Origin of the sequence: Acinetobacter lwoffii, assembly GCF_022967985.1 — a bacterium.
In the GTDB taxonomy this organism is placed as follows: Bacteria; Pseudomonadota; Gammaproteobacteria; order Pseudomonadales; family Moraxellaceae; genus Acinetobacter.
The window spans coordinates 68769-92874 of sequence record NZ_JALJVC010000007.1 but is presented as its reverse complement, the minus strand read 5'-3'; the positions used below and the strand labels follow the sequence as shown (position 1 = coordinate 92874).

24 protein-coding genes are annotated in these 24106 nt (G+C 43.1%); 9 read left to right on the top strand and 15 right to left on the bottom strand.

Translation table 11 applies throughout. The annotated features are described in order from the left end of the window. The first annotated feature begins 125 nt into the window (after positions 1-125). Together sppA and MWG72_RS06150 are read left to right on the top strand one after the other, a co-directional pair. Positions 126-1148, top strand: coding sequence for a signal peptide peptidase SppA (gene sppA, locus MWG72_RS06155; protein ID WP_247143461.1), 1023 nt, complete (start codon positions 126-128; stop codon positions 1146-1148). Next, positions 1145-1948, top strand: coding sequence for an alpha/beta fold hydrolase (locus MWG72_RS06150; RefSeq protein ID WP_247143460.1), 804 nt, complete (start codon positions 1145-1147; stop codon positions 1946-1948). Before sppA ends, MWG72_RS06150 begins: the two co-directional genes overlap by 4 nt. A gap of 64 nt (positions 1949-2012) precedes the next feature. Here MWG72_RS06150 and purN read toward each other — a convergent pair whose 3' ends face one another. Continuing rightward, the gene (gene purN, locus MWG72_RS06145) at positions 2013-2642 is read right to left on the bottom strand and encodes a phosphoribosylglycinamide formyltransferase (RefSeq protein ID WP_247143459.1); all 630 of its coding nucleotides are present in this window, start codon (positions 2640-2642) and stop codon (positions 2013-2015) included. A 6-nt stretch (positions 2643-2648) separates the two neighbouring features. Continuing rightward, positions 2649-3719, bottom strand: coding sequence for a phosphoribosylformylglycinamidine cyclo-ligase (gene purM, locus MWG72_RS06140; RefSeq protein WP_247143458.1), 1071 nt, complete (start codon positions 3717-3719; stop codon positions 2649-2651). Positions 3720-3854: 135 nt separating this feature from the next. Between purM and cxpE the strand changes: the two genes are divergently transcribed. The 4 genes from cxpE (at position 3855) to MWG72_RS06120 (ending at position 10135) form a co-directional block, all read left to right on the top strand. Further along, positions 3855-5075 (top strand): chloramphenicol efflux transporter CxpE, encoded by a 1221-nt coding sequence (cxpE, locus tag MWG72_RS06135; protein WP_247143457.1) that lies wholly within the window; start codon positions 3855-3857, stop codon positions 5073-5075. Between the two features lie 14 nt (positions 5076-5089). Further along, positions 5090-5794 (top strand): DnaA regulatory inactivator Hda, encoded by a 705-nt coding sequence (hda, locus tag MWG72_RS06130; RefSeq protein ID WP_005103862.1) that lies wholly within the window; start codon positions 5090-5092, stop codon positions 5792-5794. A 120-nt stretch (positions 5795-5914) separates the two neighbouring features. Further along, positions 5915-7714 (top strand): rhombotarget A, encoded by a 1800-nt coding sequence (rbtA, locus tag MWG72_RS06125; protein WP_247143456.1) that lies wholly within the window; start codon positions 5915-5917, stop codon positions 7712-7714. Positions 7715-7723: 9 nt separating this feature from the next. Further along, entirely contained in the window at positions 7724-10135 is a 2412-nt protein-coding gene (locus MWG72_RS06120) for a CSLREA domain-containing protein (protein ID WP_247143455.1), read from the top strand. 56 nt (positions 10136-10191) lie between these two features. Here MWG72_RS06120 and MWG72_RS06115 read toward each other — a convergent pair whose 3' ends face one another. From MWG72_RS06115 to MWG72_RS06095, 5 genes are all read right to left on the bottom strand, one after another. Continuing rightward, positions 10192-10602, bottom strand: coding sequence for a DUF3106 domain-containing protein (locus MWG72_RS06115; protein ID WP_005252453.1), 411 nt, complete (start codon positions 10600-10602; stop codon positions 10192-10194). Next, on the bottom strand, positions 10592-10909 hold the full coding sequence (locus MWG72_RS06110) for a hypothetical protein (protein WP_004279120.1): 318 nt from the start codon (positions 10907-10909) through the stop codon (positions 10592-10594). Before MWG72_RS06110 ends, MWG72_RS06115 begins: the two co-directional genes overlap by 11 nt. Further along, positions 10906-11520, bottom strand: a complete 615-nt coding sequence (locus MWG72_RS06105) for an RNA polymerase sigma factor (RefSeq protein ID WP_004645678.1) — start codon at positions 11518-11520, stop codon at positions 10906-10908. Before MWG72_RS06105 ends, MWG72_RS06110 begins: the two co-directional genes overlap by 4 nt. 167 nt (positions 11521-11687) lie before the next feature. Then, a complete protein-coding gene (locus MWG72_RS06100) occupies positions 11688-12464 on the bottom strand; it encodes a TrmH family RNA methyltransferase (protein ID WP_004279118.1) in 777 nt (258 codons plus the stop codon). A 51-nt stretch (positions 12465-12515) separates the two neighbouring features. Continuing rightward, positions 12516-13490, bottom strand: coding sequence for a class 1 fructose-bisphosphatase (locus tag MWG72_RS06095; RefSeq protein WP_044112048.1), 975 nt, complete (start codon positions 13488-13490; stop codon positions 12516-12518). 180 nt (positions 13491-13670) lie between these two features. Between MWG72_RS06095 and MWG72_RS06090 the strand changes: the two genes are divergently transcribed. Next, positions 13671-13856, top strand: a complete 186-nt coding sequence (locus MWG72_RS06090) for an NF038105 family protein (protein WP_004645674.1) — start codon at positions 13671-13673, stop codon at positions 13854-13856. 79 nt (positions 13857-13935) lie between these two features. On the opposite strand, the gene pal is transcribed toward MWG72_RS06090, so the two are convergent. The 7 genes from pal to MWG72_RS06055 all read right to left on the bottom strand — a co-directional run bounded on the left by pal (position 13936) and on the right by MWG72_RS06055 (position 20520). Then, on the bottom strand, positions 13936-14508 hold the full coding sequence (gene pal, locus MWG72_RS06085) for a peptidoglycan-associated lipoprotein Pal (protein ID WP_004279115.1): 573 nt from the start codon (positions 14506-14508) through the stop codon (positions 13936-13938). A gap of 54 nt (positions 14509-14562) precedes the next feature. Then, the gene (gene tolB, locus MWG72_RS06080; protein WP_171056997.1) at positions 14563-15846 is read right to left on the bottom strand and encodes a Tol-Pal system beta propeller repeat protein TolB; all 1284 of its coding nucleotides are present in this window, start codon (positions 15844-15846) and stop codon (positions 14563-14565) included. A 205-nt stretch (positions 15847-16051) separates the two neighbouring features. Next, positions 16052-17323: a cell envelope integrity protein TolA gene (gene tolA, locus MWG72_RS06075; protein ID WP_247143454.1), complete on the bottom strand. Its 1272-nt coding sequence runs from the start codon at positions 17321-17323 to the stop codon at positions 16052-16054. A gap of 3 nt (positions 17324-17326) precedes the next feature. Continuing rightward, positions 17327-17776, bottom strand: a complete 450-nt coding sequence (tolR, locus tag MWG72_RS06070) for a protein TolR (RefSeq protein WP_005103851.1) — start codon at positions 17774-17776, stop codon at positions 17327-17329. Beyond that, the gene (gene tolQ / locus MWG72_RS06065) at positions 17776-18474 is read right to left on the bottom strand and encodes a protein TolQ (protein ID WP_004645669.1); all 699 of its coding nucleotides are present in this window, start codon (positions 18472-18474) and stop codon (positions 17776-17778) included. Before tolQ ends, tolR begins: the two co-directional genes overlap by 1 nt. 27 nt (positions 18475-18501) lie before the next feature. After that, the gene (gene ybgC, locus MWG72_RS06060; RefSeq protein ID WP_004645668.1) at positions 18502-18909 is read right to left on the bottom strand and encodes a tol-pal system-associated acyl-CoA thioesterase; all 408 of its coding nucleotides are present in this window, start codon (positions 18907-18909) and stop codon (positions 18502-18504) included. A gap of 267 nt (positions 18910-19176) precedes the next feature. Beyond that, the gene (locus MWG72_RS06055) at positions 19177-20520 is read right to left on the bottom strand and encodes an amidohydrolase (protein ID WP_247143453.1); all 1344 of its coding nucleotides are present in this window, start codon (positions 20518-20520) and stop codon (positions 19177-19179) included. A gap of 370 nt (positions 20521-20890) precedes the next feature. Here MWG72_RS06055 and MWG72_RS06050 point away from each other — a divergent pair, with 370 nt between their 5' ends. Together MWG72_RS06050 and MWG72_RS06045 are read left to right on the top strand one after the other, a co-directional pair. Beyond that, on the top strand, positions 20891-22120 hold the full coding sequence (locus MWG72_RS06050; RefSeq protein ID WP_039901925.1) for an acetamidase/formamidase family protein: 1230 nt from the start codon (positions 20891-20893) through the stop codon (positions 22118-22120). Positions 22121-22258: 138 nt separating this feature from the next. Beyond that, positions 22259-23035 carry a hypothetical protein gene (locus MWG72_RS06045; protein ID WP_247143452.1) on the top strand — a complete coding sequence of 259 codons (777 nt, stop codon included), beginning with the start codon at positions 22259-22261 and terminating at the stop codon, positions 23033-23035. Between the two features lie 20 nt (positions 23036-23055). Here the strand turns inward: MWG72_RS06045 and ruvB are convergent, their stop codons facing one another. After that, positions 23056-24063, bottom strand: coding sequence for a Holliday junction branch migration DNA helicase RuvB (ruvB, locus tag MWG72_RS06040; protein WP_034436251.1), 1008 nt, complete (start codon positions 24061-24063; stop codon positions 23056-23058). Positions 24064-24106 lie beyond the last annotated feature (43 nt).

Here is a 24106-nt window from a genome sequence, read left to right as displayed (position 1 = left end):
TGATTTCGTCTAAGTACAAAAAAAGAGAACAAAATTTATTATAGGCGAAAACGTTTTGTTTAGACAGAATTACCCGATTCAGTGTATATAATGGATTCAATATAAATCAATTTATTGGATTATTTATGTCCGATTGGCCACCAAAACCTGAAAATCAAATACAAAATATGCAACAGCCAGTTCAACCGACTGGTCCGGAATGGAAACTGCTGGAAAAAGCAGTTTTAGCTTCTGTTGAAGAACAGCGCCGTGCGCGCCGTTGGGGAATTTTCTTTAAATTTCTGACTTTTGCTTATCTGCTTGTCGTCATTTTGGCATTAGGCAAAAGCTGTAGTTCAGTTTCTTCAGATGCTAGCGCTGCTGCGGGTTCGCATATCGCAGTCGTGGATATAGTGGGTACGATTGCTGCTGACAAACAGAGTGTGAACAGTAGCAATACTATCAAATCATTGAAAAAAGCCTTTGAAAATAAACAAAGTAAAGCAGTGGTGCTGAATATTAACTCACCTGGCGGTTCGCCGGTACAGTCGGATGAAATCTGGCAGGAAATTCAGTATCTGAAAAAACAGTATCCTGGGAAAAAACTGTATGCCGTGATTGGCGATACTGGGGCTTCAGGTGCTTATTATATTGCTTCAGCTGCGGACGAAATTATTGTCAATCCATCGAGCTTGGTCGGTTCAATTGGGGTGATCATGCCGAATTATGGCGTGACTAATCTATTGCAAAAATTAGGTGTTGAAGATCGCACTATGACCTCAGGCGAAAACAAAGCCTTACTGTCGATGACTCAGCCAGTTGATCCTGCGCAAAAAGCTCATGTACAGGGTGTGCTAGATAATGTGCATGGTCACTTTATTAATGCAGTGAAACAGGGACGTGGGGCTAAGTTGAAATCCAATGATCCTGCCATTTTCTCTGGCTTGTTCTGGACCGGTGATCAGGCGGTGAAATTAGGTATTGCGGATCGTATCGGTAGCTTAAATACCTTGAAACGTGAACTGAAAACTGAAAAAGCGTTGAATTACACCATTGAATATAGTCCATTTGAATCAGTCTTGGGTCGTATGGGGTCATCGATTGGGGATGGAATTGCTTCTTCGGTTGCACAGAAGCTTCAGTCAGAAAACAGCACGACACTGCAATGAAACCACTGATTCATTTCGCGCACGCCAATGGCGTGCCATCCAAAGTCTATAAAAAGCTGTTTGATGGATTGCAAGATGATTACGATATTATCTATGTGCCGCTTTTAGGGCCAGATAAGCGTTATCCGATTGATAACCATTGGAAAAGCCTGACCCAGCAAGTGATTGATAGTATTGTGCGCCAGTCACATGGGCGACCTGTCATTGGTCTGGGGCATTCTTTGGGATCCGTGTTAACTCTGCAGGCGGCTTTGCAGCGCCCAGAGCTGTTTTCGCAAATGATCATGCTGGACCCGCCGATGATTATGGGCAAAGAAGCCTTTGCCTTGCATATTGCCAAGACTTTGCGCTTAAAAGCTTTGGATAAAATGTCTCCAGCCGGTCTGTCCAAACGCCGTCGTGACCATTGGGATTCACGTGAACAAGCCGCTGAATTGCTGCGCCCTAAAGGTTTTTATCAGGATTTTGATGCAGATTGCTTCCAAGCTTATATTGATTATGCCTTGCAAGAGGATCCCATCCGAGGCGGGGTAGAACTCACTATTCCTAAAATGGATGAGGTGGCAGTCTTTAGAACCAATCCATCGCTATGGTGGTTGCCTCAGGCAAAACCAAAAATTCCTGTGCATTTGGTCGTTGCCGAGAAAGGTCCATTTCTGGCCCGCAAGTTCCCGCAGCAAGTGCAAAAGAAGTTTGGTATTCCTTTTACCGTAGTCGATGGCGGGCATATGTTCCCATTGGAACAACCTGATCAAGTCGCGAGCTTGGTAAAGCAATTGATTCAGCAACAGTCTGCCTGAGTCATCGAATGTATTGGAAATAAAAAAACGCATCCGAGGATGCGTTTTTTATTTCTAAACTTTTTTAAAACTTGCAGAATTGAACAGGCGCTTGCATTTTCTCATTTCGATACAGCACACCATCTTCAGTATGTTGAATCGTTCCGCTACAAATCCATTCTACGACTTGTGGATAGATTACATGCTCGAGGCTATGCACACGTGTTGCCAAACTTTCTACCGTATCGTGGTGAGAAACCTTAAGAACGCCTTGAGCAAGTGCTTGTCCTGCATCCAGTTCAGCAGTGACATAATGCACTGTACAACCGTGCAGAACATCACCGGTATTGAGTACACGCTGATGCGTATGCATGCCTTTATAATAAGGCAACAGGGAAGGATGAATATTCAACATTTTCCCTTCCCAGACTTTCACAAATTTTTCACTTAAAATTCGCATAAAGCCGGCAAGTACCACTAGATCCACATCCCATTCCAAAAGCTGTTGATGCATCACATCATCAAAAGCTTCACGATTCGGATATTGCTTGTGTTCAATAACTGCAGTCTGTATGCCTGCCTGTTGTGCACGCGTTAAAGCAAAGGCTTCAGGTTTATTGGAAATCACGCCCACAATTTGCCCTGAAAGATTGGCATCCATCAAGGCTTGCAGATTTGATCCGCTACCTGAAACAAGTACAGCAATTTTAGTCATGCGAAATTACGCGAAGATCACACGAATTTTTTCGTCTGCACCTGCAACTGATTCAGCATTGTCTTGAATCTGACCCATTGCCCATGCTTTTTCACCAAGCTGGTTGAGTAATTCAACAGTTTTGTCTGCATCTGCTGCACCAACAACCAGCACCATGCCGACGCCACAGTTGAAAGTACGATACATTTCAAACTGTTCTACGCCGCCTTCGCGTTGTAGAAGCTTAAATAGCTCAGGCCATTCCCAAGAAGATTCATTTACAAGCGCTTGAGCACCGTTTGGAAGTACGCGAGGTAAGTTACCTGGTAAACCACCACCCGTGATGTGTGCCATTGCATGTACATCAACGTGTTTTAACAGTTCAAGAATTGGTTTGACATAAATACGTGTCGGTTCCATTGCAACATCTGCAAGTGGGCGGCCATCGATGATTTGATTCAGGTCAACGTTTTTTACGTCTAAGATTTTACGAAGCAGTGAGTAGCCGTTTGAGTGCGCACCTGAAGAAGCTACACCAATTAAAACGTCACCCGCTTTGACTTTAGAGCCATCAATAATTTTGCTTTGCTCAACAACACCGACACAGAAACCTGCAAGATCGTAATCTTCGCCTTCATACATGCCTGGCATTTCAGCAGTTTCACCGCCAACTAATGCACAGCCAGCAAGTTCACAACCAGCGCCAATACCAGTGACTACATTTGCAGCAACATCAACATTTAAGTGACCAGTTGCATAATAATCAAGGAAGAACAGTGGTTCAGCACCACAGACAAGAAGGTCATTCACGCACATTGCAACCAGGTCTTGACCAATTGTGTCATGACGGTTCAAATTCAGTGCCAGACGTAATTTTGTACCAACACCATCTGTGCCAGATACGAGAACAGGTTCTTCATAACCTTTAGGAATTTTACAAAGTGCACCAAAGCCACCTAGACCGCCCATAACTTCGGGACGTGAGGTACGCTTAGCGACAGATTTGATACGATCGACTAACGCGTCGCCCGCCTCAATGTCGACACCTGCATCTTTGTAGCTTAAACCAGTGTTTGGGGTAGAAGTTGAGTTGCTCATAATGAAGTCTCCGCATTCGCGGGTGCGATTATAACCTGAATATGTAAAACTCTTATGGTATTTGTGGCCTAAAATGCTATCTTTATTGAAATATTTTAATTTTTAGAATGATTAATAGAGAAAAGGCAAGATTCTATGGTCGATCGTACTTTACGGCGCATTCTTATACTTGCTGGTATAGCATTGATACTTTGGGTTTTATATCTGCTTAAACCAGTTGTAGTTCCTTTTGTTGCAGCTTTTCTAATTGCTTATTTATTTAGTCCACTGGTCGATGTTTTACACCGCATCGGGCTGGCTCGATGGCTCTCGATCAGTATTGTATTTATCGGGATTGGGATCGTGGTTACATTGGTGATGTGGTATCTGGTGCCACTGGTCTGGCAGCAGCTGATGTATGCGCGTGATAGCATTCCGGCCGGAATTCACTGGATCAATTACACGTTCTTACCTTGGCTTTCCGATAGCTTTAATCTGGTTCCGATGGAAATCGATACCGATCAGATTTCCTCAGTAGTAATGGACTATGTTCAGACCAATTATAGCGCAGATAGTATTCAAGCAATGCTGCTGAAACTGGCACAATCTGGTCTGAACTTTATCCAGATTGGTGGCACGATTGTCCTGATTCCGATTATTGCCTTTTATTTCTTGCTGGATTGGGATCGTATGCTGGACAGCTTACGTCGTCTAATTCCCCGTCCTTATGAAAAAACAACCTTAACTATTGTGAGTGAATGTCATAGTGTGTTAGGTGCCTTTGTCAAAGGTCAGTTCCTGGTCATGGTTCTGCTGGGTGTGGTCTATGCAGTGGGACTGCAACTGATTGGCCTAGAGATTGGCTTGATCATCGGGATGATTGCCGGATTGTGCAGTATCATTCCGTATCTTGGTTTTGCGGTTGGAATTATTGCCGCAGTTATTGCAACCTTCTTCCAGTTTGGAATCGACTGGTGGCAACTGGTATTGGTCGGGATTGTCTTTATGGTCGGGCAGGCAGTCGAAGGCTATATTCTGCAACCATTCCTGTTGGGTGATAAAATCGGTCTTTCTCCTGTAGCTGTAGTGTTTGCAGTTCTGGCAGGTGCACAATTGGCTGGATTCTTGGGCATGCTGATTGCTTTACCAGTTGCAGCCGTGATTGTGGTACTGTTACGGCATATCCGTGAGTATTATGAACATACGCCATTTTATGGTGATCGGGCTGTTATCATACAAGATGCATCTACCGGTTCAATCAATATTGAAACAGCAGACTTAGATGTTGATATTGAAATGAAAAAGCCACAGAAAAAACCGCTGCAAGCAGAGGAGAACTCAAGTAAAATTCACGATCCACATCGTAAAGACTCATAAGGCCAAAAAATCGTATGCGTCAATTGCAGTTAGATATAGAACCTCAGCTCGATGCCCGAATCAGTGATTTTTCAGGGCCGGGTTGGGGGCATGTCATTGATGCTGTCCGTCAATTACATGCAGGCCTGATCAACCGCTTTTATGTCTATGGGGGAGCCGGTACAGGTAAAAGTCATTTGTTGTCTGCCATCTGTGACTCTTATCTGGAAGTAGGTAAATCTGCAATTCAGGTATCTTTGCTTGAGCTTTTAGATGCACCCACTGAGGCGATTACCTCTCTGGATCGTTTTGATCTGGTAGCACTCGATGATATCGAAGCGATTAGTGGCGTACCCCATTGGCAACGCGCCGTCTTTCACTTAATTAATTATAATAATGAAGGTGGTGGGCAGTTGGTGTTTTCGTCACGTTTTGCACCTATCGAACTCAAACTTGAATTGCCAGATTTACAATCCCGTCTCACGCAGGCGGTCAGTACCCGTGTTCCGAGTGGCAGTTTGTATGCTGATCGCTATGCGCTGGTTTCCTCGGTACTCGATCGTCGTGGGATCCATTTAGACCCTCAAATCTTTGACTATTTACTCAGCCATGGGCCGCATCAAACTTCAGTGCTGCTTCAAAGATTAGAGCAGATTATTCAACTACTTAAAGGGGAAAAGTTAAAAGTTAGCAATGCCAATCTGCGGCAGATATATGCCTTGATTGACGAATATCGGTAAATCATAAAAATTCTTGAGTAATTACTCAGTCTATGACACAGTAAGGCAAAATAATTCGCTGTTGCAAGGATTCTGCAACTTTAGAAGAAAAAGAAAGAAATAAAAATTAAGGAGAAGGTTATGCTCAAGAAGAGCATAGGCATAGCTTTGCTATGTATAGCGGGGCAGTCGTATAGTGCAGATATTATTGTAACCACTACAGAAGATATTGAAAAAGATGACAAGGAATGTTCACTTCGAGAAGCTGTTGAGTATGTTAACCGTGGCTTAGCTAAATCAGGTTTTATGGGGTGTGGTGGGGAGAACTCATCCAGTACCATTATTTTAAAAGAAAAAAATACCTATGTGTTGAACCAGCATATTGCGATTAAAAAATCTCTTACCATCCGTGCGGTCGCAGAAAGTGATGGTGAATTCAGTACGGATGAAAAAGCATTAGGTTTGCATAATGCTCATATTCAAATGAAAGGTACCGATAACCTTTTCCGGATCAACAGTACAGATACACTGGTTCAGTTAAATTTGAAAGAACTGGATCTTGAAGGCTGTGGTAAAACCAGTTGTGCTGAACAAGGTGGCCTAATTTATAATAAAGGTCAGCTAATTCTAGAATATAACCGTCTATTTAATGCTGCTGCCAACTTGGGTGGGGCAATTTATAATGCTGGCAAGTTTGGTCAGAACTTAACAAGCCGTGCACAAATTAAAAATAGTCTGATCGAAAATAACAAAGCCCAACGAGGCGGGATCCTGTATAGCGAGCTACCTGCTTTCCTCATTTATCAAAGTGTACTTAAAAATAACCAGACACTGGATAATTCCGCGACCAATATTTATAGTGCAGGACAGTTTGCTGACTCCAGTAAAGATCAAGGTATTAGTGGGGAGGTATTAAGTAGTACGATACTAAAAAATAAGGGTGTACTCATTAATGTCCTGGACGGGATGGGATTGAATAATCTCACCATGGTTGATAATGAAAATACTGCCTTACGTATCCATGCGCCGTATGGCAGAGCTTATGTAGCGAATAGTATTATTTTAAGAAATGGTACACAGGACTGCCAAATTATCACTGGTGACAAGTCTGTGTCGCAAAACAATCTGCTGACAGCCTCGTGTGGTGTAGGGGATGCCGTCGCGCCGAACCAGTTCTGGAATGGTACACGACTTTTTGCTGAATCCTCAGATACAAGTGAAGGTGCTTGTCAGACCCTACAAGAAAATAATAATGCCATACTTTGTCCATACAGCGTTCCTAAAGGACAATTTCTCGGTTATATGCGCCCACGAATTTTGTTGAACTATATCCTTGTGAATGAATCGCCGATTGTGAATAGAGGCACAGGATTGAGTCTGGCAAATCCAACAGTAGCATGTGAGGCGGCAGATCAGCGCGGGATTAATCGTTTGATGGATAACCTGTTTTGTGATCGGGGTGCTGTTGAAATCACAATACCAATCTCAGGCAGTCTGGTGGGACAAGATCTGTTAAAGGGTGAAATTGCCAAGTTTTCAATAGAATCTTATCTGGGAGATAGTGATTTAATTCCAAAAGAACAGTGTAATGCCATTGTTGGTCAGAATCCGACGGGTGAGCCTTGGCAAGATGGCTGTTTGAAAGTGGTACAAACCAAAACAGCTTCCAAGGGTAAAACAATCATCGATATTCATGGCAATGTCGTTTATACCCCCGATTCTACCTGGCATGGAGCAGATATTTTCGAACTACAAGTGGTGACCTCATCTACACGGTTTAATAAAAGTAAACCTTATTTGACTATTACTACTCAAATTGTTCAGGAGCCAAAAAATGAAATGGAAGACAAAGCAGTCAAAACTTCAGGCGGCTCATGGGGGGGTGGTGGACTACTGATTTTACTCGGATTAATAGGTTTACGCCGTGGATTAAAAGATTAAGGAAAAATCATGAAAAATTATAAAAAAGGACTGCTTGCTGCCATGATTTTATCTGCGATGAGTTTGATGGCAGCCGAAGATAAAACGATATATGTGACTACTTTTGCTGATGAAGATGGCGAGAATAATAATGCCTGTTCTTTGCGAGAAGCCATTAAAACTGCAAAACTGGATAAATCTTATGGCGGATGTAATGTAGGACGTACGCTTCGATTGGATGGTTCAGCTGCAGATGTGATTCAGCTTGAAGCAGGCGAGTATAAATTAGATAAAGAGCTGATCGTAGAGTCAGCGCTCAAAATTTATGGGAAAACTCCACTTAACTATGCTAGTCGTAGTCCGATTACGCTGTTATATCCAACCCGGGAGGCTTTAAAAAGTACTATTTCAGGCCAGGGGAAAACCAGATTATTTAATAGTATGGCCAGTCAATCCAGTCTGGAAATTCATCATCTGATTTTAAAGGATGGTTATGCAGCAATAAATACCTTGGATAAAGGTAATGGCGGTACTTTTTATGTAGCTGGGCCTTTAAGTATTAATACCAGTGAAATAGTAAATTCCCGAGCAGCTGCAGAAGGTGGGGCGATTTATAGTGTAGCAATGAATACGGAAAGGAATATTGTCATTCAGGATTCTTTGATTCAAAAAAATCAGGCGAGTTCATATGGTAGTGTTCTGGCGATGGACTGTCAGGGAAATTTAGGTACAACTCAAACCAATGTGAAAATTAATTCCAGTAGCATTGTTAAAAATGGTTCAGATCTTACTAACAGTATTATTGATTTTTGTGGCTATGCTACAGTAGAAATTGTTAACTCTACTATTGCGAAGAATACTGCAAGTACCACAGGACATATTGTGCGTATGACGAATGAAGTTAATCGTCCCCTCAGTAAATTCTCCAGTTTAACTGCATTAAGTAATACTATTGTTGAAAATACAGCCCAATCTACTTTATTTTATGACAATACCGGGTTTAGGTATTTTAATTTCAATGTTTTAGCCTTTAACCAAGGCCTGTCTTGTGAATATGCCTTAAATCAGGGAAATCCGACCAAGGCACAACGTGTTGAATTTTCTACAATTCGAAATGCAATTCAAACGACTGGGCCATCACGTTGCGTATTGCCAGAATTAGACGAAGATACTACTTCAAATAATCTTGATGTCTCTAATAATATAATCAGCAGTTTATTAACAAATTATATTGAGCCTGCTATTGATAATCGCTATTTAGGGCTGTATTACCCGCGTGATAATCAGACCGCAACGGATTTGGTAGATATCGGGGTGAGTGGCTGTATTGAACAAGACCAGCGTGGTATTGATCGTGTGATTGGATCCACATTAACATTTGATCCAAGTGCAAAAAATACTTGCGAGATCGGCTCAGTTGAAATCCGACGTTTGACTGCAGCCGATATTACGGACTTGCAAAATAAGAGTTTGGTAGAACTCAATGACTTTTATCAGGAGAATATAGATGATCTCGAAGAAATCATTGCTGATAAAAATACTCCAGAAAATGAGCTTCCTGGTTTAAAGGAAGAATTGAAAAGTTATCAGGATTTGCTTAAATATACCAAGCAATATCAGAAATATCGTGCAATCTATATTAATCCTTTTATCTTGGCTATGCCTCAAGAAACTCTAACCAATGATAAGATTCAAATTAAAGCCTTAAATTCAGAAAATTATGAGGTCAGTGTAAAAACTTTAGGTGTTGGTAAGTTAATTGGTACTGGTAATTCGACCACTGTGGAAGGAAATCCCAATGATCCAAATCTTAAATGTGAGTGGAAACCTGATTTAAACCGGATCATGATGTATCGCACTGATGGTAAGCAGACCAGTTCGGTTGATATGGAGTTCTGTAGTTATACACTTAAAGACCAGGCTACAGGTGTAAGCAGTGCTGGCCTCTTAAGAGCAGCTTTTAACAACATTGCACCGATTGCAAAAGATGATGAATATCGGCTTAGTCCAGAGAATAATCTTACAGTGACGGTAAATCCGCTTGAAAATGATAGTGATGATGGGGATGGGCCTCTACCATCAGGAAAGTCGGCTTTTTATCAAGATAAAGATGGAAAAGAGATCCCGATTCATATTGTTAAGCTGCCTGCGGGAGTTTCACTGAAGGCAGAGCGACAAGGAGCATGTCCTGATACCTATCAAAATCAGACCTGTTATGGTGGACAGCTGACATTTAGTGTAAAAAATAATTTAAGCCAGGCAAATTACAGCATGGATTATGCGATTTTTGATGCTGATGAAAAAATGTCAGAAAAAGCGACAATCTTGTTACGTAATACAGTTAAAAATACGAATACGTCCTCAAGTGGTGGTGGGGCAATTGGAATGTGGGGGCTACTAGGATTATTAGGGCTTGCAGGTTATCGACGCTTAAGAAAATAAAATATGATTGAAACATCAAAAAAGCCTCCATATAGAGGCTTTTTTATATTAAGTGTTTAATGCGAGTTAGGCTGCTGAGTCACTTGCTGATATTTGAGAATGTATTCTTCGCGAATGGCAAGGCGTTGCTCAGGAGACGCTTTTTGCATACGTGCGCCCAGTTCTTTGCGTTCCTGACTGCTCATCATTTGCCAAGTCTCACGCATTCTTTGTTTTTCCGCATTAGGGAGTTGAGTAAACCAGTCCATACGCTGCTGTAAGCTAACACGTTGTTGTTCGGGGATTTCTTTTAAAGATTGATAACGTTTAATCAGTGCCAATTGTTCAGAATCAGAAAGACTATCCCAAGTATCAGTTACTTGGGTATTCGCATCCTTGGAAAATAGCCAAAAACGTTCAAATCCTGCAAAGCTGGTTTGCAGAAAACTGAATGCACAAAAAGCAATCGCCAATTTTTTAGCTGCCATGTGGAACTTTGTCCTCACCTAAAACCATTAACATTTCTAAATCTTCAAGCATTTGCGGAGACAGTTTTGGGACTGACACCATTTGAGTTTGCGGCTCGTTATGGTCCGAAAGATTCGGTAATACCACAATGCCTGCAATCGCAGCTGCCAAAGCAAAACCTGACATTTTTAGAAATGCAAAGCGTGAATGTTTTGAATCCTGAATTTCTTCAAGAACATGGTGCATGACAACAGGTTTGTCTTTATGTTGTTGTGCCAGTCCATCAAGTTTGGAAGTTACTTGTTTTAAGAAATCATCTTGATTCATTCGGATGACCCTCCCAGATATGGATTTAAATGTGCTAAAGAGGCGCGTAAGCCTTGGATAGCACGGTGGTAATGGGTTTTTACACTGCCTTCTGTGCAGTTCATAATCTGTGCGGTGGTATGCGTATCAAATCCTTCCCAAGCTCTTAGCATAAATGCCTGCTGCTGACGCACAGGCAATTTTGCAATCGCTTCCTGGATTTCTTCAGCAGTAACTGCCTGATCGAGAAAGTCCAGCGGCGTTGGTGTTGATTCATCGACGACATCATCAAATTCAATTTCGTCGTCATCGAGACTGACTTTCTTGAAAAATGAAAACATTTGACCACGCCGTGACTCTTTACGACGCCAGTCCTGTAACTTGTTGTTGAGAATGGTATAAAACAGGGGATACCATTCTTCAGTACTTTTTTCTGCATAGGATTTGTGTAAGGAAATGAAAGCTTCCTGAACCAGATCCATAGCAATACCATGATGACCTTGAGTTGCACTTTCCATCATCACCAAGGCACGCCCAGTCACATCCTGCATAAAATTCTTCAGACGTGCTTCAGCCGTACTCTTCAGAATACTTACATCGTGTGTTTGCAACTGTTTTGGTGCTAAATCCATAGAGATGGAAAATCCTGTCATTGGACACCCACCATTATTCCCAAGTTCATAATCATATAACGTTGGGAATCCTGGTTTGGTTGACAATTAAGTTTATTATTTTTGTAGTTTAATCTATTTTATACACTGGCAGGGTCGTATTAAAACACTGTAACCTAAATCCTTAATTAGATACGTTGACGTACCATTTCAAAGAAACAGATCGAACCTGCAATTGCGACATTCAGTGATTCCTGACCACCGGGTTGCGGAATGCTCACGGCTTCAGCATGTTGCATCGCATAATCAGATACGCCTTGGCCTTCATTACCCAGAATCCACACGCAAGGTTTACGTAAGTCTTTTGAATACAGGCTTTCAGCACGGTGTGAGCTGGTTACATAGACAGGGATTTGAAATTGCTCAAGAATTTGTTCAAGCGCAATATTTTCAAAGGTTTGTAATGTGAAATGTGCACCCATACCAGCACGTAATACGCGTGGAGACCAGAGCGATGCAGAACCTTTGGTACACACAATCTGTTCAATACCGGCAGCAGCAGCAGAGCGAAGCAGGGTGCCTACATTACCCGGATCCTGTACATTTTCCAGAATCAAAGTGTCTGCTTTAAAATCCAATGCATAATTTGCTGTCGGTAGAGTGACCACAGCTAAACAGGCTAAAGATGTTCCTAAGGTGCTTAAATCTTTGTATAAAGACTCGCTCAGAACAAAGACCATACCTGTGTATTTTGCGAGAATTTTCTCGAAATCAGGATGTGAAAGTGCATGTTCAGTGGTGAAAATCGAATCAATTTTACGGTTTTCATGTAGCCAGGCAAGAGATAGATGTGTGCCTTCTAAAACCGTTTGCCCCTGTTTTTTACGATAGGTATTTTGTTCGATTAAACCACGTAAGTGTTTAATCTTTGGATTGTCTTTTGAATCAAGAAAAAAAGTTGGCATGGGAGATATAATCCACGGCAGCCGATTCAATATCGACTGCCGTTATAAAAATTAGTTATGGTAGCTGGTCACAAGATCAACTTCGTTTTTAGAACCAATGATCACTGGCACACGTTGATGTAGATCTGTCGGTTCGATTTCAAGAATACGGACACGACCTGTAGTCGATGCACCACCAGCCTGTTCCATGAGCATACTCATTGGGTTGGCTTCGTACATTAAACGCAGACGGCCTGCTTTAGCCGGATCTTTAAGGTCGTATGGATACATGAAGATACCGCTACGGCAAAGAATACGGTGAATGTCGCCCACCATACAGGCAACCCAGCGCATATTGAAGTCTTTTTCACGAGGGCCAGTCTTGCCAGCTAACAATTCATCGATATAACGCTGTACTGGTGCTTCCCAATGACGCTGATTCGACGCATTGATCGCATATTCTTTAGTATCTGCAGCTACCTGAATGGCTTCAGAAGTCAGTAGGAATTCTTGAGTTTCAGGGTCATAGGTAAAGAACACTACGCCTGCGCCGACGGTCAATGCCAGCATGGTCGATGGACCATAAAGCACGTAACCTGCAGCTACCTGATGAACACCGGCTTGCATAAAGTCTTCTGCCTGAGTCACGGCATTTTTCGCAGGAAGAATCGAGAAAATGGTACCAACACACATATTGATGTCGATATTGCTTGAGCCGTCTAACGGATCGAACAATACCAGAAATTGACCATTTTCTTGTGCAGGGGTGAATTCATCCAGTTCTTCTGAGGCCAAACCACCCACATTTGGATGTTGCTGCAAGGCATCAATCAAATAGTCATTAGAAATGACATCCAGTTTCTTTTGCTCTTCGCCTTGAACGTTCTCATGCTGTGCACTTCCCAATACACCCGCTAAAGCACCTTTTTGCAGTAACTGATCAATGTCTTTGCAAGTGTTTGCAATTGTTTCAATAACTTGTGCTAGTTCAGGTGTGAGATTCCCGCTTTGTTGTTGTAAAAACTGGGATAAAGTGCGGTATGACATAGGGGAAACTCCAAAACTTAAATCGGGAAAAAATGATCAAAACGATATGCGGCTATATTTTAGATGAGAACGTACTAAAAGAAAAATTAAACTGGATTATTTGTATCGATTTTGCCCTTGCAACTCCTGCGGAAAGTGCTATGTTGAAGACAAAGGAAAATTGAGAATAGGAGCACAGATATGACAACATTGAAGTTTGATGCGACTCCAACGCCAAGCGAAGGCATTACTTTAGATGATATCTCTGAAGACAAGATGAAAGAAGCCTGGCGGGATTATGAAGCAAAACCAGAGTACAAACAATTCAATAAACATGACCTGATCGAATCGATGCATCCGGCTGAACAAGATCAGCTTCCAAAGTAGACCGATTCTTTCATTGAAGCCAATAAAAAGCACTCATGATTGAGTGCTTTTTATTTGATGAAACCATCATGAATGAAAATTATTTCAACAATGGTGGTACCGCTTCATAATTAATTTCTACACGGCGGTTTTCTTTCCATGCATTTTCGTCATGGCCCGCATTGATTGGCATTTCCTTGCCATAGCTGACTGCTTCTAGTTGACCAGGATTAACACCAGTCGTCACCAGGAAGCTTTCTACTGCTTTGGCACGACGCTCGCCAAGTGCCATGTTGTATTCACGGGTACCGCGTTCATCGGTATGGCCGGTGAGTGCTACACGTGAATTGGCATTGGCCATCAGGAACTGCGCATGGGCTTGCAGCGTATTTAGATCTTCATTGCTGAGTTCAGTACTGTCATAGTCAAAATGCACCACGCGTTTTGCCAAAAATGCTTTATTTTCTGCAGTAACACCTTTTGCAGAAGCGCCTGCCATGTTTTGTGCATTCAGTGCTGCATCTTCACTCAGGCCTTGAGTATTCACAGTTGTTGTACCAGTCGTATCTAAACCGCCCGTTTGAACTTCAGCGGCAGGCTTACGGCTCGCACAACCTGTCATGACAACAGCTGCTGCTAAAAGTGGTAAGGCAAATAATTTTACTTTGTTCATCTTCATCTCCATGAAGTTTGATTATGGGGTAAAGGGTTTATCAATATAAAAATGTTATTTTGGTGCCCAAGCCGGTTCACGCACTTCGCCCGTTTCACTTGGCAAATTCATACGGAAGCGGCCATCCAGCGACATGATCGACAAGAGTCCGCGTGCACCTTCACGGGTGGCATAGACCACCATCTGGCCATTTGGCGAGAAGCTTGGTGATTCGTCCAGCGTCGTTGGTGTCAGAATGTTGTTCACACCGGAGGTCATGTCCTGAACCGCAACTCGATAGTTACTGCCGCTTGGACGATGAACTAATGCAAGTTTTTTACCATCTGCGCTCAGCGTACCACGCGCATTGAATGCACCACGGAAGGTCAGGCGTTTATTGCTACTTGATTCAAGATCATGGCGATAAATTTGTGGAGAACCACCACGGTCAGAAGTGAAAATAAAAGATTTTCCATCTGGCGAATAACGTGCTTCAGTATCAATGGCACTGTCATTGGTCATGCGTTGTAGCTGACGCGTTTCCAGATTCATCTGGTAGATTTCCGGATTGCCGTGCATAGAAGCAGTAAACAGCATGCTCTTGCCATCTGGAGAGAAGCTCGGCGCGCCATTCAAACCGCGGAAGCTGGCCAGTTTTTCACGTTGACCTGTTGCCAGATCCTGTACATAAATCGCCGGACGTTTGGTTTCAAAGGACACATAAGCGATTTTTTTGGCGTCTGGTGTCCATGCTGGAGAAAGGATCGGATCACGCGAGGTCAAAATGGTCTTTGGCTGTTCGCCATCGGTATCGGCAATCTGCAGCGTATAGCGTTGTTCCGGCGTAGCAGGATTACGCAGCACATAGGCAATACGTCCGCTAAAGTCACCCGGAATACCGGTCAATGCCTGATAGATGGCATCACTGATCATATGCGCTGCCTGACGGGTGCGTGAGGCTGGAACAGTCAGCAATTCATTTAATAGATATTGTTTTTTTTCGACATCATAGAGCTGATATTGGATTTCAAAAGAACCATCGGCTGTGGTCTTGGATGAGCCGGTGACCACATAGGGAACACCAGCCGATGCCCAAGCTTCTGCATTCGGATTATTCAATGTCGCTGTTGCAGGCAGGTTTTTTGAAGCACTGGTAAAGCGGCCAGAACGATTCAGGTCATTTTCAACAATCGGATAAATGCTCTGATCCTGACTGAAAGGTACAACGGCAATTTTAGGTGCTGCCTCAGGTGCCTTGGTAATTTCCAGATGCAATTGGGCATAAGACTGGGTTGCCAATACAGGGCTTAAAGCGCTAATGATTGCGAGGCAGAGTAGATGTTTGCGAGTCTTTTCCATCATTCGTTATTTACTCAAATCAACGGATTTATTGTATAGGTGCTTGGGCTACATCATCGCATGGATTTAATAGAATAAAACCATGAATTTATGACCAAACTGTTATGACACTGTGAAAAGCGAATATTATTTAATCAATTTAAAGTGAAGTTTAGCTTAAAAAATAAAAGCCATCACAACATTATTTATGTGATGGCTCCGTTTTTTATTGCGCAGTAAAGGTTGAAGTAAAGCTTCTTGCTTCACGGCGTGCATCTGGATCGGATGGCATTGGATAAGGTGCAGCAGCACGAACTGCAGCTTCTACACTGGCTTTCATGTCTGAATCACTTGAATTCACAATAATCGAGACCACACCGCCATTATCATTCAGGGTTACACGTGCAGTGGCACGCTGGCCTGATGATCCGACTGGTGTATCCCAGGCGCGTTTGATTTTGTTTTCAAAATCGCGCTTCGCAGTGGATGCAATCCGTTTTGATTCCGCTTTTTTCTGTGCAGCTTCTTCAGCAGCCTGTTTCGCGGCTGAAGCTTTGGCATCTGCATCAGCTCTGGCTTTTGCTTCGGCATCTGCTTTGCGCTTGGCATCTGCATCAGATTTGGCCTTAGCATCGGCATCTGCCTTGCGTTTGGCATCAGCGTCGGCTTTTGCTTTAGCCGCTGCATCGGCTTTAGCTTTCGCATCAGCGTCCGCTTTGCGTTTCGCCTCTGCATCATTTTTAGCCTTGGCTGCCGCGTCTGCTTTAGCTTTCGCATCAGCGTCTGCTTTACGTTTCGCCGCTGCATCATTATTGGCTTTTGCTGCCGCATCTGCCTTTGCTTTAGCAGCAGCTTCAGCCTTACGTTTGGCATCAGCCTCTGCTTTGGCTTTTGTGGCAGCATCCGCTTTTTGCTTGGCAGCTAAGTCAGCTTTTTTCTGTGCTTCCAGTTTGGCTTTTTGAGCAGCATCGGCTTTGCGCTGTGCATTTAGTTCAGCTTGACGTGCAGCTTCGGCTTCCGCCTTTGATTTTTGCGCTGCATCCGCTTTGGCTTTGGCTGCTGCTTGTTTGGCCTGTTCAGCGGCTTGGGCACGTTTTGCTGCTTCCGCTGCTTGCTGCGCAGCCTTGGCTTGTGCTGCCTCTGCCGCTTTCAGTTCCTGCTGGGCTTTTTGTGTATCGACTTTAGGTGCAGGTGGAGCAGGAGGTGTGGCAGGCGCCGTCGTTGGAACCACTGGAGCAGGTTCTATACTGGGTTCAGCAGTCTGGGTAATTTCTTCTGCGACATTTTTATGTGCAGTTTCCTCAAATTCGGTTTCTTCGCGAGTCACCGGTTTAAGGTCTTCTGGCTTGATCAGAACGGTTTTGATCTGTTTTGGCGGTTCAGGGGGATTACTCATGCCCAGATAAAGTAAGCCCACCAAAGCCACTGCATGGATGCCTAAGGTGAATCCAAGTGCGATGGCTTTTTTCTGAAATGGTGGCTTTTTATAGTCTTTCATACTTTATTCTAATGGCTTGGTCAGTAAACCGACTTGAGAAAGGCCAGCATCCTGCAGGCTGGACATCAAGGCCATGACATCGCCATAAGGACGAGTATTGTGGCCATTGATTACGACATTCAGCACCTTGTTGTCATTTTGCGCCTGGGTTTGGGCATCAACAAGCGTACGCGTCAATTCTTCCAATGTGACTGGGCCAGTCGCCTGATTTTTATATTCTAGATAATATGAACCATCTTCTTTCAGTGTGACGATGGTGGGGGCGTCCTTGGATTCGATCGGCAATCCATTGGCCTGAGGCAAGTCAACCTTAATGCCGCTGGTAATCATCGGGGCAGTGACCATAAAGATCACCAACAGTACCAGCATCACATCGATATACGGTACGACATTCATGTCACTTTTTAGTGGTTTTTTAATACGCTGAAAGCGTCCTGAACCTTGAATCGCCATTAGTCTTTGTCCTGAGTTACGCCCACAGACTGACGTTGCAATAGCGCCACCATTTCTTCAGCAAACAGTGCACGGTCAGAGTAGACCGTTTCACCTTTGGCCGTAAAATGGTTGAAAGCCAATACCGCTGGAATGGCTGCGAACAGACCGATCGCAGTTGCAATCAAGGCTTCTGCAATACCGGGTGCGACCGTCGCCAGTGTCACCTGATCAACATCTGCCAGGCCAATAAAGGCGTTCATGATGCCCCAGACTGTACCGAACAGACCAACATAAGGTGCAACAGAACCAATACTTGCCAATGCACCCAGACCTTGTTCCAGATGACCTTGGTCACGGCTTAAACCGACACGCAGAATACGCTCTGTTCCTTCAATCGACTGGGCAGTCGGCGCATGGCGTTTTTTCAGTTTCAGGAACTCGCCCAGACCCTGATAGAAAATATCTTCAAGGCCAGTGCGTTTGGAGTTGAGTTGTGCATTGTTATACAGGGTATTCAGCTCAGCACCAGACCAGAAGATTTTCTGGAAATGTTCATCATCGGCCTGGGCTTTTTTATAACTCATATAGAGCCTGGCAATCAGATACCAGCTATATATTGAGGCTAACAGGAGAGAAAGCATCACCAGTTGTACGACAGGGCTTGCTTGTAAAATAAGATCTGAAACTTGAAGAGATGATTCTAACTGAGTCGCCATAGTTGTTACGTGTGCCAATAAATTTTTTTAGTCTTGTTCCAATTCTTTTTGAATTAGTTCGCGGATTTCATCCGGGAGTCGACGTGGTCGCATCTCTGCACTGATACATGCCAACTCAACCTCACCTGATGCAAGCATGATTTCACCACGATAAATATTTTGTTGCAATACAAATGATGAAGCTTTACATGAAATGACACGTGCCGTAACAGTAATTAAATCATCCATCAGGATCGGACGCATGTATTTGACATTAATTTTATGCACCACAAAATTGTAGTCTGTCTGATGCCAGTAATGGCTCACTCCAGCGGCACGTAACCATTCGGTACGGGTACGTTCCATATAGCGAATATGATTGGCGTGATAGACAATGCCACCCGCATCAGTATCTTCAATATAAACGCGGATATTGAATTCAAAGTGATTCGCCATAGTTTTGTTCCATGCAGATTTTCGAAATTTTTGCTTGTTTTTAGATGCAGGAAAGGGATTAGAGTTTGCCGGATTCCTGCCAACAGTCAAGCAATTTAGCGGTTCAAAGTTTAGCATTGTGAGTCTTGAGACCAATGGCACAAGGTGTCAAATCTGGAGAGAAGTCACTAAGATGAAGTACTAAGCGCTTAACAGCTCATTTATAAAACAGCAGCAGATACTAAAATGCGCGAGTCCTTGGAGCCGCGCATTTTTAGTAATAGAAGATTAGCCTTTATTTTTCTGTTTCCAGTTGGCCTGAACCTGCTCAGCTACTTTTGGATAGTCCAGAATAAAACGGACATGGCTTTCGACACCGGTTTTCAAGGTCGCATCATCGACAATGAAATTCGGGTTGTGATTCGGTGCGGCTTTTGCCGGATCCTGATCTGCTGGTGTGGCACCAACAAACACGAAGAGCGATGGCATGAGCTGGCCATAATAAGCAAAATCTTCACTGGCGCTGGCATTGTTGTCTAAAACATGCAATTTATCTTCATCATGCACGCTCGCCAAGGTTGGGCGCATCAATTCAGTCAAGGTTTTATCATTGGTGGTCACTGGTGCATAAGGTGCAATTTCGACTTTCACCTTAACGTCATTGGCTGCGGCATTGTGTTCCAGCATTTTCGGCAAGTCTTTTAAAATGCCCTGACGTACATCTTCACTATTGGAACGAATAGTCCCGACCATATTGACCTGATCTGGAATGACGTTACCGGTAGTGCCGCCCTGAATACTGCCAATACTGACCACACCCATCCCTTTGGTCAGGTCGGCTTTACGGCTGATCAGGCTTTGTAAATTGGTCACCATCTGGGCAGAGGCATAAATCGGGTCTTTACCTGCCCAAGGCATGGAGCCATGTACCTGACTGCCATTCACCTGAATACGTAAATGATCGGCACTATTCAAAATCGCACCATCTTTGTAGAAGATATTGCCACTTGGCATGCCTGCCATGACATGCATCCCGAAAATCACTTCAGGTTTTGGATTGTTCAAGGCACCGTCGGCAATCATTTTGCGTGAGCCAATCTGATCGCCATGAGTGAAGTTATCGATATCTGCACCGCCTTCTTCAGCCGGCTGGAATACGAATACCACTGTCCCCGCAATTTTATCTTTATTGGCGGCCAGAACTTTGGCTGCACCCAATAACATGGCGGTATGTGCATCATGTCCACAGGCATGCATCACATAAGATTCTTTACCTTGATAAATGGCTTTTTGCTTGCTGGCGAAAGGCACCGTTGCAGTTTCTTTAATTGGCAAGGCATCCATATCTGCGCGTAAGGCCATCACGGGGCCGGGTTTTGCACCTTTTAATACGCCGATTACACCGGTTTTGGCATAGCCTTTACGTACTTCAATGCCGTAGGATTTTAATTCTTTTTGGATCAGCTCCGAGGTTTTAAATTCCATATTGCCCAGTTCTGGGTGCTGGTGGATATGCTGTCGTAGTTTGATGGTGTGTGCTTCAGCAGCGTGTACAGAGTCATCAATCCAGTCGGCCAGACTGAACTGGCTACAGAAAAGAAGAGGGAGACAAAGGGATATCTGCTTATACATGTTCATACTTCGGGAGAACCTTAAGAATTTGAAATGGTTAAAGTGATTCTTTAGGATGGCATACTGATCTAATTTCGACCAAAACCCTCTAAGTATTTTTTGATACTTTAAAGGTATTCTGGGTGTTAATATCTGTTCTCAAAGAGCTTTACTTGCTCTTTTACATTGTAAAAATATGTATCTAAATTGATTGTTTATATTTATAAGGTATGAAAATCATAAAAATTTCAGGCTGAAAAGGGATTAAAAACGATCACATCTATATCAACAACTCGGATGAAGTGAAGATTTTTTAAACCTCTTAAACTTATTTTGGCACTTAGATTGCATTCACTCTTCCGTAATATTTTTTATGATGGAAATTGAACACATGTTAAAACCTTTGGCTTTATCTCTGGCAGTGGCTTCAAGCTTAAGTTTTATTTCAACAAGCATATGGGCTGAAGACTTTAAAATACTGAAACAGCTGGAAAATAAACCGACATTACTCAAAAGTGGTGAATATAAAGGTCATTATTATGTGCCGAGTACCTTGAATACGATTACGTGGGGTTATCTGCCAAATAAAGATGCAAAACCTGTTTTGACTGTACCTTCAGGTAGCACAGTTACTTTCGATACAGTTTCGCATGAAGGGCTGCTGGAAGATCAAGGCCGCAATGCAGAGAAATATTTCACATCAAAAGGCGTCAAGCCTGAGCATGTATTGGATGAAGCCAAGCTGATCACGAATTCCAAATTGAAACATGATTTCCATAAAGATGGACCACACATTATTACCGGGCCTGTCTATGTAGAAGGGGCAATGCCGGGCGATATTCTAAAGGTGGAGATTTTAAAAGTTGAACCGCGTGTACCTTATGGCGTGATTTCAAACCGTCATGGCAAAGGCACCTTACCCGAATTCCCGAAACGTCAGAAACATGAGCATGCATCTCCAGCCAATCCTGATGCTTATGGCAACGTGTCCATTTTTACCCCAATTGAGAAAAATGCGGATGGTGTATGGGAAGGCGTTTTAAAAACTGAATCTGGTAAAGCGATTCGTTTCCCGCTGAATCCGTTTATGGGCACGATGGGCGTTGCACCAAATACCAGTGAGCCTGTGCACTCTGTACCACCATCATTTTATGGCGGGAATATCGACATCAATGAATTAGGAGCAGGGGCTACGGCCTATTATCCTGTACAAGTGCCAGGTGCTTTGTTCTATACAGGTGATAGTCACTTTGTACAAGGTGATGGTGAGGTGGCTTTAACTGCTTTGGAAGGATCGGCACGTGCGACTTTAAAATTCACTTTGCTTAAATCGGGCAAGGATAAAATTCCGGGTGCAGAGATTAAACAGCCGCTGGCTGAAAATGCTGAATTCTGGATTACGCCGGGTCTGGATGAAGACTTGGACGAAGCTATGCGTAAATCCACCCGTGAAGCGATTCGCTTCCTAGTCAATGAATATGGAATTTCGGAAGAAATTGCCTATGCTTACTTAAGTGCTGCCACTGACTTTGAAGTGTCTCAAGTGGTCGATCGAACCAAGGGTATTCATGCGATGATTCGTAAAGCGGATTTTAAGGAGTTTAAAAAAGAAGAGAAATAATTTCTTTATATAGTTTTTTGTTTTGTGCTTTTGCCAACTGATTCAGGCATGGTCAGTTGGCTTTTTCTTTTGTAATGCTTTGAAAATGTTTACAATATGATAAATAAGTAATCTATTTGAAATATAAAGGGGTAACGTGTGGCAGAAGGAAATAATAATGAAGTGATGATTCAGCAGCCATGGACAGTGCCACAACAGCCTTTATATGCAACTCACATCGAAGCTGATTCCGAAAGTAAGAAGATTCCGCTTGATTTAAATGTAAGTTCTACTGATACGACAGCGATTTCATCATTTGCTTTATCGGTGATTATTGCACTAATTTTAGGTAGTCTGGCAACTTGGCTGGCTTATTGGTATGGACGTAAAAGTTTTCAACTCACAGAACTATCTTTTAAAGTAGTAAGTGAAGATATTAAAGAAGCAGCAGAATCTCATAGAAATATGACTAAACAACTTATAGAAAGTCAAGAAAAGTTAAAAAGAGTTGAATTACAAGAAGAATTTTATAGAGGTCGGAAACTTAAGTTAATAGACGATCTTGCTGTATTGAAACCATTAGTGCATAAATACATTACATTGTTAGGCTCTGTAGCTTTAGTATTAAATGATGTGAAAGACTGGTTCAAAAATAATGAATACGAAGATGTGCGTTCAGAATTAAGGAATTTAGAAGATGATATATTCCCTTTAATAGCTCGTATCAGTACTCATTTAAAAATGTTAGTAGAGGAAGATCATGAATTAGTATCTGAATGGGACGAATTTGAGCGTTATCTCACTCAGCTACAAATCATGTGTATTACCGCGGTAATTGATAAAGAAGGTATTGCTGATAGTTTCAAAGCTCTAAACATTGTAGTAGATTCTCTTATTAAAAATTTGAAATCTATATTCAATAAAAAAGCAGCCTAAGCTGCTTTTAATTCTCTATTTTATCTGTCTTTCGGCTCAGGTGGTGTCATTCCAAACTGCAAATACGCCATATTGGTGGCAATACGACCACGCGCGGTTCGCATCACATAACCTTGCTGAATCAGGTAAGGCTCAATGACATCTTCCAACGTGCCTGAATCTTCTGCCATGGCTGCGGCCAAGGCTTCAACACCGGCAGGACCGCCATCAAAACGCTCAAGAAGCATAGATAAATAGCGGCGGTCGAGCGTATCTAAACCATCTTTATCGACTTTGAGCATGTCCAAAGCACGTTGGGCCATATCCTGATTGATTTCACCAGTCCCTTTGACCTGAGCGTAGTCACGCACACGACGCAATAAACGGTTGGCAATACGAGGTGTACCTCGTGAACGACGGGCAATTTCTTTTGCGCCATCTCCAGTCATAGGTACATCCATCAAATTGGCTGAACGTTTGACAATATGGGTTAAATCTTCAACCGAATAAAACTCTAAACGTTGCACGATTCCGAAACGGTCACGCAGCGGAGAGGTGAGTAGACCTGCACGTGTGGTTGCTGCAACAAGCGTAAATGGCGGTAAATCCAGTTTAATCGAGCGCGCAGCCGGGCCTTCACCAATCATGATGTCGAGCTGATAATCTTCCATTGCCGGATACAGGATTTCTTCAATCACGGGTGAAAGACGGTGAATCTCGTCAATAAACAGGACATCACCTTCTTCCAGATTGGTTAGCATCGCGGCTAAGTCGCCGGCACGTTCCAGAACCGGACCAGAAGTTGACTTAAGATTGCCACCCATTTCTCGGGCAATAATATTGGCCAACGTTGTTTTACCCAGACCTGGCGGGCCAAAAATCAGGGTGTGATCAAGGGCTTCTTCACGGCCACGGGCTGCGCCAATGAAAATTTCCATCTGCTCACGAACCACCGGCTGACCGATGTAGTCATCGAGGGAAGTCGGGCGGATGGCACGATCAAAATGATCTTCGGGTTTTTCAGAACCACTGATGAGACGGTCTTGCATAACGTTTATATACCAATGTTTTGGTGATCCTTTGAGCTGGTAA